15 protein-coding genes and 1 pseudogene are annotated in these 16,968 nt (G+C 64.5%); 7 read left to right on the top strand and 9 right to left on the bottom strand.

Annotated features, from left to right (window positions below):
* Positions 1-3 precede the first annotated feature (3 nt).
* A complete protein-coding gene (locus tag JQ632_RS24575; RefSeq protein WP_212405165.1) occupies positions 4-786 on the top strand; it encodes an SDR family NAD(P)-dependent oxidoreductase in 783 nt (260 codons plus the stop codon).
* Between the two features lie 59 nt (positions 787-845).
* On the opposite strand, the gene JQ632_RS24570 is transcribed toward JQ632_RS24575, so the two are convergent.
* Positions 846-2,594 (bottom strand): FAD-dependent oxidoreductase, encoded by a 1,749-nt coding sequence (locus tag JQ632_RS24570; protein WP_212405164.1) that lies wholly within the window; start codon positions 2,592-2,594, stop codon positions 846-848.
* Positions 2,595-2,747: 153 nt separating this feature from the next.
* On the opposite strand from JQ632_RS24570, the gene JQ632_RS24565 reads away from it, so the two are divergent.
* Complete coding sequence (locus tag JQ632_RS24565) at positions 2,748-4,049, top strand: MFS transporter (RefSeq protein ID WP_212405163.1); 1,302 nt, start codon at positions 2,748-2,750, stop codon at positions 4,047-4,049.
* Positions 4,050-4,056: 7 nt separating this feature from the next.
* Here JQ632_RS24565 and JQ632_RS24560 read toward each other — a convergent pair whose 3' ends face one another.
* Positions 4,057-5,565, bottom strand: coding sequence for a hypothetical protein (locus JQ632_RS24560; RefSeq protein WP_312015659.1), 1,509 nt, complete (start codon positions 5,563-5,565; stop codon positions 4,057-4,059).
* A gap of 205 nt (positions 5,566-5,770) precedes the next feature.
* The gene (locus tag JQ632_RS24555; RefSeq protein WP_212405215.1) at positions 5,771-6,067 is read right to left on the bottom strand and encodes a hypothetical protein; all 297 of its coding nucleotides are present in this window, start codon (positions 6,065-6,067) and stop codon (positions 5,771-5,773) included.
* 155 nt (positions 6,068-6,222) lie between these two features.
* Here JQ632_RS24555 and JQ632_RS24550 point away from each other — a divergent pair, with 155 nt between their 5' ends.
* Together JQ632_RS24550 and tuf are read left to right on the top strand one after the other, a co-directional pair.
* Positions 6,223-6,441, top strand: coding sequence for a DUF1428 family protein (locus JQ632_RS24550; protein WP_312015658.1), 219 nt, complete (start codon positions 6,223-6,225; stop codon positions 6,439-6,441).
* Between the two features lie 318 nt (positions 6,442-6,759).
* Positions 6,760-7,965, top strand: coding sequence for an elongation factor Tu (gene tuf, locus JQ632_RS24545; RefSeq protein WP_212405161.1), 1,206 nt, complete (start codon positions 6,760-6,762; stop codon positions 7,963-7,965).
* Between the two features lie 65 nt (positions 7,966-8,030).
* Here tuf and JQ632_RS24540 read toward each other — a convergent pair whose 3' ends face one another.
* Entirely contained in the window at positions 8,031-8,366 is a 336-nt protein-coding gene (locus tag JQ632_RS24540; protein ID WP_249152510.1) for a hypothetical protein, read from the bottom strand.
* On the opposite strand from JQ632_RS24540, the pseudogene JQ632_RS24535 reads away from it, so the two are divergent.
* Both JQ632_RS24535 and JQ632_RS24530 read left to right on the top strand, forming a co-directional pair.
* Positions 8,262-8,852: pseudogene (locus JQ632_RS24535) on the top strand (fumarylacetoacetate hydrolase family protein); the annotation flags it as partial. The gene JQ632_RS24540 and the pseudogene JQ632_RS24535 overlap by 105 nt on opposite strands.
* A 155-nt stretch (positions 8,853-9,007) precedes the next feature.
* Positions 9,008-9,421, top strand: coding sequence for a hypothetical protein (locus JQ632_RS24530; RefSeq protein WP_212405160.1), 414 nt, complete (start codon positions 9,008-9,010; stop codon positions 9,419-9,421).
* Positions 9,422-9,476: 55 nt separating this feature from the next.
* Here JQ632_RS24530 and JQ632_RS24525 read toward each other — a convergent pair whose 3' ends face one another.
* Complete coding sequence (locus JQ632_RS24525; protein ID WP_212405159.1) at positions 9,477-10,328, bottom strand: CoA ester lyase; 852 nt, start codon at positions 10,326-10,328, stop codon at positions 9,477-9,479.
* A complete protein-coding gene (locus JQ632_RS24520) occupies positions 10,328-10,780 on the bottom strand; it encodes a MaoC family dehydratase (RefSeq protein ID WP_212405158.1) in 453 nt (150 codons plus the stop codon). The genes JQ632_RS24525 and JQ632_RS24520 overlap by 1 nt, the downstream gene beginning before the upstream one ends.
* A gap of 216 nt (positions 10,781-10,996) precedes the next feature.
* Here JQ632_RS24520 and JQ632_RS24515 point away from each other — a divergent pair, with 216 nt between their 5' ends.
* Complete coding sequence (locus JQ632_RS24515; protein WP_212405157.1) at positions 10,997-12,163, top strand: acyl-CoA dehydrogenase family protein; 1,167 nt, start codon at positions 10,997-10,999, stop codon at positions 12,161-12,163.
* A 28-nt stretch (positions 12,164-12,191) separates the two neighbouring features.
* Here the strand turns inward: JQ632_RS24515 and JQ632_RS24510 are convergent, their stop codons facing one another.
* The 3 genes from JQ632_RS24510 to JQ632_RS24500 form a co-directional block, all read right to left on the bottom strand.
* Entirely contained in the window at positions 12,192-12,728 is a 537-nt protein-coding gene (locus tag JQ632_RS24510; protein ID WP_212405156.1) for a hypothetical protein, read from the bottom strand.
* 14 nt (positions 12,729-12,742) lie between these two features.
* Complete coding sequence (locus tag JQ632_RS24505; protein ID WP_212405155.1) at positions 12,743-14,071, bottom strand: hypothetical protein; 1,329 nt, start codon at positions 14,069-14,071, stop codon at positions 12,743-12,745.
* Between the two features lie 67 nt (positions 14,072-14,138).
* A complete protein-coding gene (locus JQ632_RS24500) occupies positions 14,139-16,571 on the bottom strand; it encodes a hypothetical protein (RefSeq protein WP_212405154.1) in 2,433 nt (810 codons plus the stop codon).
* Between the last annotated feature and the right edge of the window lie 397 nt (positions 16,572-16,968).

Here is a 16,968-nt window from a genome sequence, read left to right as displayed (position 1 = left end):
TCCATGAAACTTTCCGGCAAGGTCGCAGCCATCACGGGCGCCGCGCGCGGCATCGGCAGGGCCTGCGCCGAGCGTTTTCTCAGCGACGGCGTCAAGGTGGTGATATCAGACGTCGATAACGACGCGCTCGACAAGACGGTCGCCGAACTTGGGCGGCCCAAGGAGCTGTGCGCGGTCCACTGCCACGTGGCGCGGCGCGCCGACGTCGACCGTGTGGTCGCCACCGCGGTTCGGGAGTTTGGCCGGCTCGACATCATGGTCAACAATGCCGGCGTGGCGCGCAATCAGGATATTCTCGAAATCACCGAGAAGGATTTTGATGACGTCCTCGCCGTTAATCTGAAGGGCGCCTTCTTCGGCGTGCAGGCCGCGGCCAAGCAGATGATCGCGCAAGGCGCGGGGGGCGGCGTTATCATCAACATGTCCTCGGTCAATGCGCTGCTCGCGATCCCAACGCTTGCGACCTACGCGATTTCCAAGGGCGGCATGAAGCAGCTCACGAGCGTCGCCGCCGTTGCGCTCGCCCCGCACAACATCCGCGTCGTCGCGGTGGGGCCGGGTACGATTCTGACCGATATGGTGTCGTCAGCGATCTTCTCCTCCGACGATGCGCGCCGTAGCGTGATGTCTCGCACCCCGATCGGCCGCGGCGGAGAGCCTAGCGAGGTCGCGTCCGTCGTCGCGTTCCTCGCCAGCGACGATGCGTCCTACATCACGGGCCAGACGATCTATCCGGATGGGGGGCGATTGATTTTGAACTACACGGTGCCGGTGAAGGACAAGTAGGGCGACTGGCGCGCGTTCACGCCGGGCATGACAGCGGTGGCTGTGGGTGCCGTGCGCCCTCACTCCGCCGCCCGCATCGCCGCGCTGTGCTCCGCAGCACTCTCGGCGAGATGACGGCCGGCAATGTAGCCGAAGGTCAGCGCCGGCCCAAGCGTGATGCCGGCACCGGGATAGTTGCCGCCCATGATGCTCGCCATGTCGTTGCCGGCGGCGTAGAGCCCGGGAATGACGCGGCCCTCCGCGTCGAGCGCCCGGGCATTGGCATCGGTGACGATGCCGGCATAGGTGCCGAGATCGCCGATCACCATCTTGACGGCGTAGAACGGGCCATTTTCGAGCGGCGCGACGCAGGGGTTGGGACCGTGCCGGGCGTCGCCCTGGTAGCGGTTATAGGCTTTTGAGCCCTTGCCGAACGCCGCGTCCTGTCCCTGCGCTGCGCCGGCGTTGAATTGCGCGACCGTCTCGGCAAAACCCTTCGCGTCGATGCCGGCCTTGGCCGCGAGCGCTTCCGGCGTCTCGCCGCGCAGGAGGTAGCCGGTGCGCAAATGATGTCCGAGCGGCATCGGGAACGGCGGCACACAGCCGAGGCCATATTTGCGCAGCGTCTTGTGATCGCAGACGAGGAAGGCCGCGATCTCCTCGTTCGGCTTGGCCGCCTTGACCATGGCCTGGACGAAGTCGTGATAGGAATTGCCCTCGTTTGCAAAGCGCCGGCCGTCGCGCATCACGGCGATCACGCCCGGTTTTGCGCGGTCGATGAAATGCGGCATCACCCCGCGCGTGCCGTCCTTGCGCTGCGTCACCGAGACCGGCACCCAGGCCGCTGCGTTCGGCAGGCGGTCCTCGATGCAGCCGCCGGCAGTCTCCGCGAGCCGCAGGCCGTCGCCGGTATTGCCCGTCGGTCCCGGCGAATAGTGCTCGGCGCCGGTCGGTGCATGCGGAAACATCTTTCTGCGCCGCGCGATGTCATGCGGAAAGCCGCCGCAGGCGAGCACCACGCCGCGCCTGGCGTTGACGCGGATTGTGCGACCCTCGCGTTCGACGATCGCGCCTTTCACCGCGCCCCTCTCGACGATCAGCTCGCGCACCGGCGAGGATAGCCATAGCGGAATGTTGAGATCGAGCGCCGACTTCGCCAGCCGCCCGGCGAGCGCGTTGCCGTTAGTTAGCGTCATGCCACGGCCATGGCGCAGCACGTCCATCAAATGGCGTGAGAGCCGTTTTGCGACATAGACCGCCGAGGTCAGCGATTCCGTCGCGCGCATGAAGTGGACGATGTCCTTGCCGCTGCCGAGCATCATGCCGAACACGGTCAACTCCGGCAGCGGCATGCCGAGCGTCTTGATGTGGTCTCCGAGCTCGCGCCCGTCAAAGGGGCGGGCCACCATCGAGCGGCCGCCCTGCGTGCCACCGGGCGCCTCCGCATGATAGTCCGGAAATACCAGCGGCATGTCGAAGCGCAGGGCGGTCCTGGTGGTGAAGAAGTCGACGGCCTCGGGTCCCGCTTCGAGGAAGGCATCGACGCGCGCGGCGTCGTAATTATTGCCGGCCTCATGCCGCAAATATGTGCGCGCCTGGTCCGGCGTCTCCGCGATGCCGTAAGCGCGGGCGAGCGAGGTGCCGGGGATCCAGAGCCAGCCGCCGGAGCGGGCAGTGGTGCCGCCGAAGCGCGGCTCCTTCTCGACGATGAGGACATTCAGCCCGCGGGAGCGGGCGGTGATCGCCGCGGCCATTCCGGCCGCGCCGGATCCTGCCACGAGCACATCGCACTCGAAAACATCGTCCGTGCCGCGGGCGCTGTCAGTCATGTCATCCTCCCGCAGCTTGCCTTCGTGCGATCTTATCCTGAACTGGCCGGTCCCGTCATCCCAAGGCGCTCGCGTGGGGATGCAGTACAAGGACAGGTTGCAAGCCTTGATCGGGTCGTCCATGATGCAAGCGGGAATTCTGGGGCAGGTCGCATGACGGCAATGACTGACATCTCCACCGCAACGGAGAAATCGACGACGGCGCACGTGGTCTGGGCAAGCGCACTCGGCACCGCGATCGAGTGGTACGACTTCCTGATCTACGGCACCGCCGCGGCGCTGGTGTTCAACAAGCTTTTCTTTCCGAGCTTCGATCCCTTCGTCGGCACCATCGCGGCGTTCTCGACCTACGCGGTCGGCTTCGTGGCGCGGCCGATCGGCGGCGCCATCATCGGCCATTACGGCGACCGGCTCGGCCGCAAGGCGATGCTGGTCGCGACCATGATCGCGATGGGGCTCGGCACCTTCCTGATCGGCTGCCTGCCGACCTATCAGCAGATCGGCATCTGGGCGCCGATCCTTCTGGTGTGCCTGCGCTTCGTCCAGGGCATCGGCCTCGGCGGCGAATGGAGCGGCGCGGTCGTCATGGTGATCGAGCATGCGGGCAATCGCCGCGGCTTCTATGGCAGCCTGGTGCAGATCGGCTTTCCCGTCGGCGTCGCCGCCTCCACCGGCATCTTTGGCTTGATGACGAAGCTGCCCGAGGCCGACTTTTTGAGCTGGGGCTGGCGCGTGCCGTTCCTGATCAGCATCTTGCTGGTCGGCGTCGGCTTCATCGTGCGCCTCAAGCTCGCGGAGACGCCGCACTTCAAGGAGGTGGTGGAGCGGAAAGAGGTGCTGGCGCAGCCGGTGCTCGAGGTGCTCCGGCGCGACTGGCGCAGCTTCTTGCTGGCGATCGGCATCACCGTCTCCGAAGTCGGCCTTGCCTATCTGCTCACCGTCTTCACCGTTGTCTATGCCACGACGCGGCTCGGCCTGCCGCGGCAGGTGATCCTCGACGCCGTCGTGTATGCCGCGATCGTCGAGTTCGCGACGCTGCCGCTCGCCGGCTGGCTGTCCGATCTGTTCGGCCGCAAGGCGCTATATCTCGCCGGCGGTGTGTTCTCGGTGGCGCTGGCGTTTCCGCTGTTCTGGTTCCTCGACACCAAGGAGCCCGCGCTGATCACACTGGCGCTCGTCGTCACCATGACACTGACGCACGCATTGCTGTTCGGGCCGAAGGCGGCATTCATGCCGGAATTGTTCCGCACCCAGGTGCGCTACAGCGGCGCCTCGCTCGGCGCCAATGTCGCGGCGGCCCTGAGCGGCGGCTTCTCGCCGCTGATCGCGACCGCGCTACTCGCATGGGCCGGTGCCTCATGGGCGGTGTCGGTGTATATCATCGCGCTCTCGATCATCACGATCATCTCGACGCTGCTTGCGCCGGAGACGGCGCGCGATGGCCTGAGGTCCTAGAGGGATTTCAGGCGCAGGCCGGGTTCGCGGCGTCCGGGATCACGAGGAACGTGATGCTGGCCGGCGCCAGTCGCGTCGCGCCGGCCGGCACCGCGCGGGCATCGAGACGAGGCAGTTCGTCGTTCGCCGCAAGCAAGAGTGTCTTGCCGTTCAGCCTTACCGTTGCGCTCTGGAGCCTTGCGGCATCGAGCGTGTAGAGCCGGGCACTGAGCGGAAGCGATAGGGAACGCGACGATCTGCGCGACGTGTTGATCGCGAGCAGGCTCACCGCGCCGTGCATGGCGGGATGGCAATGCGCATAGAGATGCAGGTCGGCCGCGGGCGAACTCACGTCGAGCACGGTCGTGCCCATCAGCCGATGCCACAGCAGCGCGCCCCAATAGTTCGGCCGCGGATGCAAGTCCTTCTCGTCGAGCAGGCTGTAATCGCTTGCGGCCAGCGTGTTGTGCATCACCACCTGAACGCCGGCCCTCGCGAGACGGCCGAGTTGGTCGACATAGCGGAACGTGTCCAGGAAGGTCGCATCCGACGGATTGCCGCCGCAGGCGGCGTTCGCCGTCTCCGTCAGCCAGATCGGTTTTTCCGGCTCGAATTCGTCGCGCAGGGCGCGATAGATGGAGAGCGCTTGATCCGTGCGCGACAGCCAGCGCTCGGTCAGCGCCTGCGCCGGATCGTCGTGGACGTTGCAGCGCGGCGAGAGCGTGAAGTAATGATGGTAGGAGAAGCGATCGACGCCTGCGCCGGAAGTGGTGAGCAGCGCGCGGGCGCTAAGACCTGATGCCGACGGCGAAGCCGCGTCGCCGGCGGAGCCGGGGCCGAGGATCAACGTGTCGGGTGAGATTCGCTTGATCCAGTCGCGAAAGATTTTGAAGTCGCGGCCATAGGCGGTCGCATCATATCCCGGCGGCGGGCCGTTGGTTGCCGCAAGTGTTGGCTCGTTCATGAATTCGGCGGCGGCGATGCGGCCGCCGAGCGACTGCGTGTAGGCGACGAGACGCTGCGCCTGGTCGGGTGTCCATGCGCCCAGCGCATCGCGGCTGCCGGGACTGACGGCAAAGGATGTGACGATCTCCGCATTGACGGCGCGCGCGAATTCGATGACGCCGCGCCACTGCGCGCGGGTCAGCACGGTGTTGAATCCCGACAGCGGTGTGGATGGCGTGTGATCATCGTCCGCAAAGTACGTCGCGTTCGCCCACGTACCGCTGACACGCATATAGGCCGGTGCCAATGCGCTTGTGAGGTTGCGTAGACGGCGATTGGTCAAATCGATCGGCGGCCTGTAGCCGTAACGATCCCGATCGACGAGCGCGCGCGTATCGCGCGGATAAGGCTTCCAAAAACGTCCGCCGGTGATCTCCACCATCTCGACATTGTAGGACTGAAAGCGCGCGTCGATCGTGCCGATCGTTTTCAGGGATGACGGCGCGACGAATTGTTCGCCGGCATGCACGTCGCACGATGTCGCAGCGAACACCGCGAACATCAGCGCGCTTGCTTTATGTGAATGCGTCACCCGCTCCGTCTTCCGCCATGTATACACGTCCTGACGCCTTCTCGTGCGCGCTCGAAAATCTGGCCGCCCTGGCGCAGCGCGAGCACGGCCGGGCACATGCCAAGGCGTGAATGACAAGCCGGGCCGTACTCGCAAATTCGGTAGCCTGACCTACCGACATTGATGTTCGCTGCGCGTAGCTGATGAGCGGCTCTCCTATGAACAGCTACGCTTCAGTGTTTATGTTCACCAGAACTTCCCCGGCGATGATTTCGGGTTCTCCAAGATCAAGGTCATGCATGCTTGCTTGAACAAACTCCCGCACCTTATCGTTCGCCGCATTGGCGCTTTCGCGGTCCTCAAAGATCATCACCCCGACCCCGACACCGTCGCCTCCATCCAATACATAATAAGATTTGAATCCGGGCGATGCCCTCAGGATCTGACCGACGCCGCTCTTGGCGCGGCGGGCGGCATCCGCGACCGAACGAACCTTGGTGTACTTTCGAATGAACATGTACATCAGGTCACCCATGCGTCTCGGTTCCTGCCCCCACGCATCAAAGCATATCGGGCCGCTGCTGGACTAGGGCCTACTTGTGAAGGCCTACCCACAACCGGGGCTGCGGCCGCGGATCACGCTCCAGGCGGCCGGCGGCGTCCGTATTGCGGCACGATGTGGGAGGACAACGTCCCAGCGGCCAATATGCCGACCTCCGCCACGCCGTCGATGCGAGGGACGGCGAGAAGATCGTGTTCTCGTGGCAGGTGTGGCCCGACAAGGCGACGCTCGAAGCCGCTGAAGCGAAAATGCGCGAGGATAAGCGCTTTGAGGTTTCGGGCGCGACTCCGTTCGGCGCCAAGCGCCTGATCCTCGGCTGCTTCAGGCCGGTCTAAACGATGGGCCGTGAGTGAGGCCGGTTTAGGCGGCTCGCCCTCTTGCGAACGGCGCGGCGATACCCTATGTACGCGCCTCTCTTCGCAATCGGCGAACCAGGCATCCAACAATGCGGCAGTCGCAGCAAACATCAGTGCTGATGATGACGGACGGGCTAATGCCCTTCTCCGCCGTGGATCTGCTTTGCGCCTGAACGAACGTCACACCTGACAATCGATGCGGCCCGGAGCGGAAACGGCTCCGGATGCCGAACGAGCTCTCGCGGTGTCCCGAGTCGTGCAAACCCAGCACGGGAGCTCGAGCACCACAGGTGTCCTATGTCCAAAGAGAAGTTCACGCGCCTCAAGCCCAACTGCAACGTTGGCACGATCGGCCACGTGGACCATGGCAAGACGACGCTGACGGCGGCGTTGACGAAGGTCTCGGCCGATCACGGCTGGGGCGCGTTCGTCTCCTATCAGGACGTCGCCAAGGCGTCGGCTGCGCAAGGTACGCGTGACGACTCGAAGATCCTGACGATCGCGACGAGCCACGTCGAGTTTTCGACGGCGGCGCGGCATTACTCGCATGTCGATTGTCCGGGCCACGCCGATTATGTGAAGAACATGATCACCGGCGCGGCCCAGATGGACGGCGCGATCCTGGTCGTCTCCGCCGCCGACGGGCCGATGCCGCAGACGCGCGAGCACATCCTGCTTGCGCGGCAGGTCGGCGTGCCGCGCCTTGTGGTGTTCCTGAACAAGTGCGATGTGGCAGATGATCCCGAGCTGATCGATCTCGTCGAGATCGAGGTGCGCGATCTGCTGTCGAAGTACAAGTTCGACGGCGACAACGCGCCGGTAATCCGCGGCTCGGCGATCCAGGCGCTGCGTGGCGAGAGCGGTCCGCTCGCGGATCAGGCGATCCTGAAACTGTTCGAGGCCCTCGACAACTATATCGAGGTGCCAGAGCGGGCGAAGGATCGTCCGTTCCTGATGCCGATCGAAGGCGTCCAGTCGATCTCCGGCCGCGGCACCGTCGTGACCGGGCTGATTGAGCGCGGCACCGTCAAGCTCGGGGACGACGTCGAGATCGTCGGCCTCGGCGAGAGCCGCAAGTCGGTGGTGACAGGCATCGAGACCTACCGGAAGATCCTCGATCAGGGGCAGGCCGGCGACAATGTCGGGTGCCTGCTGCGCGGGATCGATCGGGATGTCGTTCAGCGGGGCCAGGTGCTGTCGCGGCCGGGAGCCGCGACCCCGCACCGGACCTTCCGCGCGGAAGTGTACGTGCTGACGAAGGACGAGGGCGGGCGTCACACACCCTTTTTCGGCAATTATCGTCCGCAGTTTTACTTCCGCACCGCCGATGTCACCGGCACTGTCCGACTCGGTGATGGCGTCGAGATGGTGATGCCGGGCGACAGCGCCGAGCTCACGATTGAGCTCAACAAGGCGATCGCGCTGGAAGAGCGGTCGCGCTTCGCGATCCGTGAAGGCAACCGCACCGTCGGTGCCGGAATCGTGACAGCGATCGTGGAGTGACGGATGGGGGCCGGTGAATCGGCCCCCATTTCACGTACGCCTGTACAGCTCATTTGCTGACAGGACTAAGGCAATTCGATTCCGACACTCCGGCCGCCGAGCTCCTCATCTAGGCGCAGATGGTGGGCGAGATAGTCGTGCAGGGCGGTCGCCGCCTTCGAGGCGGCGCCGCTCGATTTGTAGAGCAGCAGCTCGACCTTCGGCAGTGGCGGCAAGCCCTCGTTGGGACCGATCTCCCGCATCGGCGGCACCAGCGCGCTGCGGCCGAGCACGGTGACGGCCATGCCGCCGAAGGCCGCGCCATCGAGCGCGGCTCCGATCTGAACCGGGAGCCGCCGTTCTTCTTCCAGAAGCCGACCGATGCGATCCAGAACGTTGCGATCGGCGCGGTCGCCGATCATCCCTATCCGTCGCTGACCAAGAACTATCATCATGAGGTGGAGCTGGTCGCCGCGCTGAAATCCGGCGGCACCAACATCTCGCCGGACAAGGCGCTCGACCATGTCTATGGCTACGCGCTCGGCCTCGACATGACCCGGCGCGATCTCCAGAACGGCATGGCGGCGGAGAAGAAGCCCTGGGAGATCGGCAAGAGCTTTGACCAGGCCGCCGTGATCGGGCCGATCCATCCTGTCGCGAAGGTCGGCCATCTCAGCAAGGGCTCGATCTCGCTCGCGGTGAACGGCATGGTACGGCAAAATTCCGACCTCGAGAAGATGATCTGGAGCGTCGCCGAGCAGATCGCAAAGCTCTCGGAGGCCTTTGAGTTCAAGGCAGGCGACATCATCTATTCCGGCACGCCGGAGAATGTCGGTCCCGTCGTCAAGGGCGATGTGCTCTTGTGCAAGCTCCAGGGCCTGCCGGATATGTCGATCAAGATCGTCTGATGCTGCGCACTCCGGAACCTCCGCCGGATCGGGGCCAGCGGAAGTTCCAGCCATGCCCGAGTTCCATCGGCGTATTGCCCTCCAGCCGGCGACAAACAAACGTCGTGCCGCCATATTTCGAGGCGAGTGGTTTCCCTGATACGGGAGGCGCTCCGATGAACAAGGCTTTGATCACCGCAATCGCGATGCTGGCATTCATTCCAGTGAGTGCCGCTGCGCAGGAGCGCGCCGGCGATGCAGCCCTGGGCGCAGTCTCCGGCGCCATCGTGCTGGGACCGGTTGGTGCGGTGGCGGGCGCCTTCGTCGGCTACGCGGCCGGACCCTCGATCGCCCGCTCATGGGGCCTCAGAGGAGGTTCGCGATCGGCGACGCGGCAGCGGACGCGTGGCGACGCCAATCGTGCCGCGAATGCAACGGGACCGTCGCGCACGCGCGAGGCGATGAACGCCAGCGGCCAGATGAGACCTGCCGCTACTCCGCCGGTTCAGGCAGCGGCGCCTGTCGCGTCTCCTGCGGCTCCTGCGCCGCAGCCGACCGAGGCGGCGCCGCCCGTGCAGAGCTTCGACTGAGGCTTACGCCGCGTTCTTCGGGCGGAGCTGCTCGACCGTCCTCGCGATCCCGGAGTTAGGTCTGGCCGAGAATTTTCTGCGCGGCGCGCAGATGCGGCTTGTCGATCATCTGGCCGTCGAGCCGCAGCGTGCCAGCGTCGGGATTGCCGGCGAATGCCGCAATCACCTTCTCGGCCCATTTGCGTTCGGCATCCGTCGGCGCGAAGGCCGCGTTGACGATGTCGACATGCTTTGGATGGATGAGCGCCTTGGCCGAAAAACCGTCGCGTCGTGCGGCGCGCGTTTCCGCTTCCAGGCCCGCGAGATTGTCGATGTCGGTATAGACCGTGTCGATCGGCGCGACCTCGGCCGCGGCGGCCGCCATCAGGCAGAGATCGCGCGCGAGGCGATAAGGGCTATGGAAGACCCCGCCCGAGGCCTTCTCGGTCGCGCCGATCGAGGCCGAGAGATCTTCGGCGCCCCACATCAGGCCGGCGAGGCGAGGGGAGCAGTTCTTGTAGGTGCCGAGCCCGAAGATCGATCCCGCCGTTTCCGTGGCGACGCAGACGATGCGGGTCGAACCGACTTCTGAGCCGGCCGCCGCCTCGAATGCATCGAGCCAGAGCGCGACCTGCCGCACGTCGTCGCCGCCCTGCGATTTCGGCAGCACGATGCCATCGGGCACGCCGGGCATGACAGCGGCGAGATCGACGAGCGTCATGCCGGTGTCGAGCGCGTTGACGCGCACATAGAGCTGGTGCGGCCCACGCGGCCCTTTCAGCATGGCAAGGGTCAACTTGCGTGCCTCATCCTTCTTCTCGGTGACGACGGAATCCTCGACGTCGATGATCAGCGCATCGGCGTTGCCCTGAGAGGCCTTCTCGAATTTGCGCGGGGAATCGCCCGGCACGAACAGCATCGAACGCATCAGACCGGCCTCTTGTGCATCATCGCCATGCGGCGGCATTTGCCGACGACTTCATCGTTCTGGTTGTAGGCATGGTGCTCGAACTCCACGATGCCCGCCTTGGGCCGCGATTTGGAGTCCCGCACCGAGAGCACCTTCGTCGTCGCCCGCAGCGTATCGCCATGGAAGATCGGTTTCGGAAACGTCACGTCGGTCATTCCGAGGTTGGCGACGGTGGTGCCGAGCGTCGTATCATAGACGGTCATGCCGATCATGATCCCCAGCGTGTAGAGGCTGTTGAAAATGCGCTGACCGAACTCGGTCTGCGCAGCGAAATGCGCGTCGATATGCAACGGCTGCGGGTTGAGCGTCAGCAGGCTGAACAGCGTGTTGTCCATCTCGGTGACGGTGCGTGTCAGCGGATGCCTGAACTCCTGCCCGACGCTGAAATCCTCGAAATAAAGCCCGGCCATGTCGATCTCCTCGCGGCTCCCCTCTCCGACGATTTGTCCAGCGTGTCGCATCAGCCGCCAAAAGCCAAGACCGTTGGCCGTGGGAGGGAAGCTCTGCGAGCCGCGCATTGGGATGCGCCAGCCGAAAGCCGCCTATTGGCTTGCATCTGCCGCATCCATCCGCAATCCTCCCGGCAACCAAGAACCCGGCACCTCAAGAAGGGGAACAGGACGTCCATGGATTTCGCGCTCACCGATCAGCAGGAAGCGATCCGCGACTCCGTCGCCAAGATCTGCGAAGGCTTTCCCGATGCCTACTGGCTGAAGAAGGACCATGACGGCGGCTTCCCGCATGATTTCCATAAAGCGCTAGCGGATGCCGGCTGGCTCGGCATCTGCGTGCCGGAAGCCTATGGTGGCTCCGGCCTCGGCATCACCGAGGCCGCGATCATGATGCGGACGATCGCTGAATCCGGCGCCGGCATGTCCGGCGCATCGGCGGTGCACATCAACGTATTCGGCCTCAATCCCGTCGTCGTCTTCGGCACCGAGGAGCAGCGCAAGCGCATGCTGCCGCCGATGGTCGAGGGCCGCGAGAAGGCCTGCTTCGCCGTCACCGAGCCGAACACTGGCCTCAACACCACCCAGCTCAAGACCCGCGCGGTCGCCAAGAACGACCGCTACGTCGTCAATGGCCAGAAGGTGTGGATTTCCACCGCCCAGGTCGCCCACAAGATTTTGCTGCTCGCGCGCACCACGCCGCTGGAGGAGGTGCGCTCGCCCACCCACGGCCTCAGCCTGTTCTACACCGATTTCGACCGCAAGCGGATCAAGGTCCATGAGATCGAGAAGATGGGTCGCAAGATCGTCGATTCCAACGAGCTGTTCTTCGAGGATTTTGAGATCCCGATGGAGGACCGGATTGGCGAGGAAGGCCGGGGTTTTGAATACATCCTTGAAGGCATGAACCCCGAGCGCATCCTCATCGCAGCCGAGGCGGTCGGCCTTGGCAAGCTCGCACTGTCGCGCGCGACCAAATACGCCAAGACGCGCGTGGTGTTCAACCGTCCGATTGGCAAGAACCAGGGCATCCAGCATCCGCTCGCCGTGAACTGGGTCGAGCTCGAGGCCGCCTGGCTGATGGTGATGTCGGCAGCGTGGCAGTACGACAAGGGCATGCCCTGTGGTGCGGCGGCCAATGCCGCAAAATATCTCGCGGGCGAAGCCGGCTTTTCGGCCTGCGAGCAGGCGGTGATGACCCACGGCGGTTTTGGCTATGCCAAGGAATTCCACGTCGAGCGCTATTTGCGCGAAATCCTGATCCCACGCATCGCGCCGGTGAGCCCGCAACTCGCGCTGAGTTTTATCGCGGAGAAGGTGCTCGGCCTCGCGAAATCGTACTAGCCCGTGACGGGGGCCGTAGCCATCGACCTCAATTCATCATCGCCAGCGAAGGCCGCTGGCTGTCGCCGGGATCGATGACGCCGGGCAGCTCGGTCGCCTCGCAGGCAATCAGCGGCGACATGCGCCAGAACAGATGTGCGAGGCGGGCAAAGACCATCCGTTCGCGCTCGGCCAACGCCGTTCCCTCCGGAATGGTCAGCGTTTCCAGTCCAACCACCGTCTTCGAGTCCGGCCAGACCGTCATCGATTGCGCGATAGCCGAAAAACACCGTGCGTCGCCGTCGATCTCGTCCGGCGCCGGCGGCAAGCCTGGATATTGCAGCGGCGCGATATGGAATTTGTAGGCGCCATGACCGAGCTGGAGCAAAAACTTCTCGGAGACCGGGATGTCGTTGGCAAAGCACACCAGGCGGGCATCCCGAAGGATCTCCGGTGCGATGGCAGCCAGATCCTGCGCGCGGAGTGCGGAGCAGAAGGCGAGATCCGGGTTGTATTCACGGAGCAGGTTCGCAAGCGGACGCTGCTGCTGGACGGTGTGGGTGAGCAAAATGATGGTCTTGAGCATGTCGCGGATGTCCGTCAGGGGAAGAGGTAGCGCGCAGTCATGACCGTGTGGTCGACCGCGTGTTGAGCGTGCGCGGCGAAGAAATCGCGCGGGATCAACTGGCCCGGCGCGATCTCCAGGATGCGGTAGTGTGCCTGCTGCGCCGCGGCCCGGGCTGCACCGAGATCGTCTCTGAGGGCGCAGAGCGACAGTTCGAACCGCTTGTAACCGCCGCAATCGGCCGCGAACGCGCCGGTCACGGCTTCCACCGTAGCGGCCACCGCGCGGGCGTCATTGGCCTCGACGTCGCGCAGGATGACGGCAACGCCGTTCTCGTTGGCGGCCTCCGACGTCATGACCATGAAGGCGTCGCGCGCACCGGTCCGGCTCGCGCGACGCGCTGCTCGGACGAGGCCGGCGAAGCTCGGATCCGGGCCGAGGCTGGTCGTCGTGGTCTGCTCGTTGTACTGGATGGTGGCGCGCGCGGCGGCGAGGTCGCCCCTCATCGCGTGATAGCAGCGCGGCAGCCACACCGTGTCGAGCGGGCCTTGCGAGGAGGTGAGGCTCCAGGCCTGGTCGAGCAGATAGCCGTCCCAGATCGCCGGATAGGACGCCGCGAGATGATGCCAGCTCCGCAGCAATTGCTCGGCGCGCGCGGTGCGGCCGAGATAGAGCGTACGCGCCGACATTTCCCAGCGGTTCCACTTGTGGAGTGCAACGTCGCAGCCGAGCGCCGACGGCAGCAAGGGCGCCTCGCGAACGATCGCCCCGGCTTCCAGGAACAGGAGCGGCTCGCTGTAACGCTGCCACATCCGGGCCAAAAACTCGGCCTTCTCGAAGCACAGCACCTGCTCGCCAAGCTCGGCTGCAATCGGCTCGATGTGGGAGTCCAGCTCCAGCTCGTCGAGCGATTGCCTCAGGCTGCGGATGCTGTCGGGATCACTGCCATAGGGATAAAAGGAGATGACGCGCGGCCGGATCGTGGCGCCATCGGCGCTCGCGATCAGCTTTGACCAGCCGATACCGCCCCACCACAATTCGTGCGGGCCCTCGGCGCTCGGGCTGACCGTGCCGAATTCGGTGAGCTTTGACTTGAGGAAATCGAAGCCGGGATTTTCACCGAAGGGAATGACCACGGCGCAGCCGGAGTGCAGCGAGCGATAGAACAGCTCGGCCGCGGCTCCGCTCGGAGGCTCCGTCAGGACGATGACCCCGCCATGGCGCAGGCCTTCATACTGACCGCCGAGCGTCGGGGCGCCGTAGCGGCCGACCAGCCAGGTGAGGCGGTCGCGCTGGACATGGCCGAGCCTGATGCCCGTCTTGCGCAGGAGGTCGTCGAGCTGTGCGTGCGTGTCGTCGGTCAATTCCAGTGCCCCCTTGCGTCGTGCCGGCCCGTTCACTTCAACGGCCGGGGAGGCACGATCAGGCGGACTATTCTCGACGGTCTGGGACGGTGGGAGCGTGGCCGAGCGGGGTGATCGCAATGGAATGGATCGCGATCTCCTGCGTCATCGGAGCGACCGGGATCAGCAGGCAACCCTCGTCATCAGCAGCATGATAGGCGGCGCCGTTCAGCGTGAGTCCCGCATGGCTTAGCCGCTCCCGGGGGATGGCCGTCACGTCCTGGCTTTCCGCGGCGTCGCGGACGGTTTCGCCTGATTGCACGGTGACGGCGTGAAGCAGGCCGTCGCGCGTGGCCCTTGCCAACGGCAGTACGATCATGGTGATGCCCATGGCGCGCGAGATCGGGACGCGCAGGCGCAATTCGCCGAGACCGGTGCGGTATAGAGTAACGGTCTCCATCGACGCGTCGCCGCCCGCGCGGAACAATCCCACCTGCAACGAGCCGCAAGGCGTCTCCTCGAAGACATCGGCAGGGAGGCGGTTCGCGCCAAACATCGCATAGAGGTAAGCGTAGGATGGAGAGAGGCTGGCAAAGCTGCCGGCGAGCCACATCGGCGGAGCGGCAGAGGTGCAGGCGGCGGTCAGGCCGCGCGCGGTGACCTGATTGCGGATGAAGCCGGCGTCGAGCATCGGTGCCAGCGCGTGCGTGCCGAGGTTGACGTCGTGCTTCAGTCCGCCGAGCAGCGCCAGTTCGTCGTCGTCCGGGAGCAACAGGAGCCGCGCCAGCGTCGCCGCACTCCAGCGCGCCGCGAGATCGAGCGACGCATGGGGCTGCAGCCCAAAACCGGCGGCAACTTCGCCTGCGTTGGCGGCATAGGCGAGGGCGCCCGCCTGGATCTCTGAGGCCAGGTCAATCTGCGCTCGGGGTCGCGGATTGATTTCGCGCAGCACCTCGCCGTCCCGGTAATCGCGTACCGAGCCCTCGGCGGAGCAGCAGATCTGCTCGAGCAAGGCCACGTTGCGGATCAGCATGCGTTTGACGTGCGGGGTGACCACGAGATCGGAGATGAAGCCTTCCGCGGTGTCGCAGTCAGTGAGATCGTCAACAGTGTCGTCGAGCGAGATCAGGTAGGCGCCGTGCAGGCGGATCGCGATGCCTTCCTGGTCGAAGATGCGACGCAGCGCCTTCTGTACGCTGCCGGAATAGCCGAGATCGGCCAGCACGAGATCGGTGCAGCGGTCGAAATCGGGAATGACCTCGCGCAGATAGGCGAGCAGTCGGGCGCGCAGGCCCGCGGCGAGTGCGGTGATCTCTCGCTCGTCCATCAGATGGGGCAGGGCTTCCGCCAATTCCTCCCCGGTCGCGATGCCGTCGGGACATTGCGCGAAGAAGTCCGCTACGGGGGGAGGCAGCACCTTTATCATGTCGCGAAAGGTCGGAGCGTCGATCTTCAGGACCTTGCCGAGCAGGTCGAGCAGCGGCTGCATGGTGTCGGCCGAGGCGATGAGGCTGACGCGACGGTTGATCTCGATATAGGCGGACGCGGCGTCACGACCGTTCTGCCATATCAGGTGCGACAGAAAACCGTCGCGCCCGAGGAAGCTGACGGCGATATGTCGATCGGGTGCATCGAGCTCCTCGCGGCGAGCCGCGACGAAGGTGTCGAACGCCGTCATGACCGGGCCGAGCACCGTCAATCCGAGTTGAAAGGCCGGCGACGTCTCGGTACTGCGCGCCGCCACCATTCTGCGCAGCGTGCGCGAGCCGTGGTCGAGCCGCGCCGGCCACCCCTGACACAGCAGCTCGAACATCGCGGTTTCGCGCTGGAGCTTTGATGCGAGCTGCGGGCTGGCCTGCGGATAATGGCGCGGACGGAGGCCGTAGCGCTTCGCGCCCCTGATGTCGGCGCGCTCATTGTCGCCGATATGAAAGGACGCCGCCGGATCGACCCCCTGTTCGGACAGATATGTCGCGAACAAGGCTTCGCTCTTGCTGCTGCCGTGGTCGCAGGACGCATAGAGGAAGTCCCAGGACAATCCCGGGCGGCAGGCACGCAGCAGGCGCGTGAGCTGGTTCGAGTTCCAATAGGTGTCGGAGATGAAACCGACCCGATGGCCCAGGTGTTTCATGTCCAGATATTGCCGGAGCATGTCCGGGTTGACGCGGCAAAGCTCGAGCTCGGCCTCGAACTCGGCCTCAACGATATCGCGAAGATGCGCGCGTTTCAGGCCGAACAGCCTGAACGGAAAGAAGGAATAGATGTCGGCGATGTGCACCTCGCTCGTGCCGCGCGTGTCCTTCGCGGTCCGTCGCGCACGTGATTCGGCTTGCGTTCGATGCTGAACGAAACTGGCAGAAACATCCGGATAAGTTCGTGAAATGCCTGATAGCTCGTAAGTCCTTTCAAATACGCCATCCGGCGTCGTGCAGGCGCGCATCAGAAACGTATCGAAAACATCGAACGACCAAGCAGAAACAATTTTCGCGCGACGCTGTGCGTCGATCGTTGCGACGTTCATCCCAAAATTCTCCGCCAATCGAAGCGATCAACGTACGTGCGTGCGAATTCAGGCGTGCGACGTCGAAAAAAATCGATGCGCGATTCAAAATCGCGCATCTGCCGACTGACAGATTCAAAAAATCCGTTAGGTTCGAATTGTGATTCGGAAAAAATTGCCGAGTGAAAAAGTCGTCTCGCGTTCATTTCCACTCGGAAACAATCGATCATTCGCACGCGCGTTGCGTGATGTGCTCGATCAGTTCAGTGCCGCGTAATCACAGCGTTTTTCTGTGCAGCTCTGTTCGAGATGAATGATCCGCGATGATGCGAGACGATGTCGACGATTGCCCAACGAATGCGCGCTTCGTCGCGCGTCACCGGCAATCTTTGCCGGCCGACCGGCAAAAGCTACCGAC

Origin of the sequence: Bradyrhizobium liaoningense, assembly GCF_018130955.1 — a bacterium.
Lineage (GTDB): Bacteria > Pseudomonadota > Alphaproteobacteria > Rhizobiales > Xanthobacteraceae > Bradyrhizobium > Bradyrhizobium liaoningense_C.
This window is presented reverse-complemented; position numbering and strand designations above follow the sequence as displayed.

What these genes read in the sequence shown, in the direction of transcription:
- JQ632_RS24575 (WP_212405165.1), top strand. Translation starts at nt 4, where the DNA reads ATGAAACTTTCCGGCAAGGTCGCAGCCATCACGGGCGCCGCGCGCGGC.
- JQ632_RS24570 (WP_212405164.1), bottom strand. Translation starts at nt 2,594, where the DNA reads ATGACTGACAGCGCCCGCGGCACGGACGATGTTTTCGAGTGCGATGTG.
- JQ632_RS24565 (WP_212405163.1), top strand. Translation starts at nt 2,748, where the DNA reads ATGACGGCAATGACTGACATCTCCACCGCAACGGAGAAATCGACGACG.
- JQ632_RS24555 (WP_212405215.1), bottom strand. Translation starts at nt 6,067, where the DNA reads ATGTACATGTTCATTCGAAAGTACACCAAGGTTCGTTCGGTCGCGGAT.
- tuf (WP_212405161.1), top strand. Translation starts at nt 6,760, where the DNA reads ATGTCCAAAGAGAAGTTCACGCGCCTCAAGCCCAACTGCAACGTTGGC.
- JQ632_RS24540 (WP_249152510.1), bottom strand. Translation starts at nt 8,366, where the DNA reads ATGATCGGCGACCGCGCCGATCGCAACGTTCTGGATCGCATCGGTCGG.
- JQ632_RS24530 (WP_212405160.1), top strand. Translation starts at nt 9,008, where the DNA reads ATGAACAAGGCTTTGATCACCGCAATCGCGATGCTGGCATTCATTCCA.
- JQ632_RS24525 (WP_212405159.1), bottom strand. Translation starts at nt 10,328, where the DNA reads ATGCGTTCGATGCTGTTCGTGCCGGGCGATTCCCCGCGCAAATTCGAG.
- JQ632_RS24520 (WP_212405158.1), bottom strand. Translation starts at nt 10,780, where the DNA reads ATGGCCGGGCTTTATTTCGAGGATTTCAGCGTCGGGCAGGAGTTCAGG.
- JQ632_RS24515 (WP_212405157.1), top strand. Translation starts at nt 10,997, where the DNA reads ATGGATTTCGCGCTCACCGATCAGCAGGAAGCGATCCGCGACTCCGTC.
- JQ632_RS24510 (WP_212405156.1), bottom strand. Translation starts at nt 12,728, where the DNA reads ATGCTCAAGACCATCATTTTGCTCACCCACACCGTCCAGCAGCAGCGT.
- JQ632_RS24500 (WP_212405154.1), bottom strand. Translation starts at nt 16,571, where the DNA reads ATGAACGTCGCAACGATCGACGCACAGCGTCGCGCGAAAATTGTTTCT.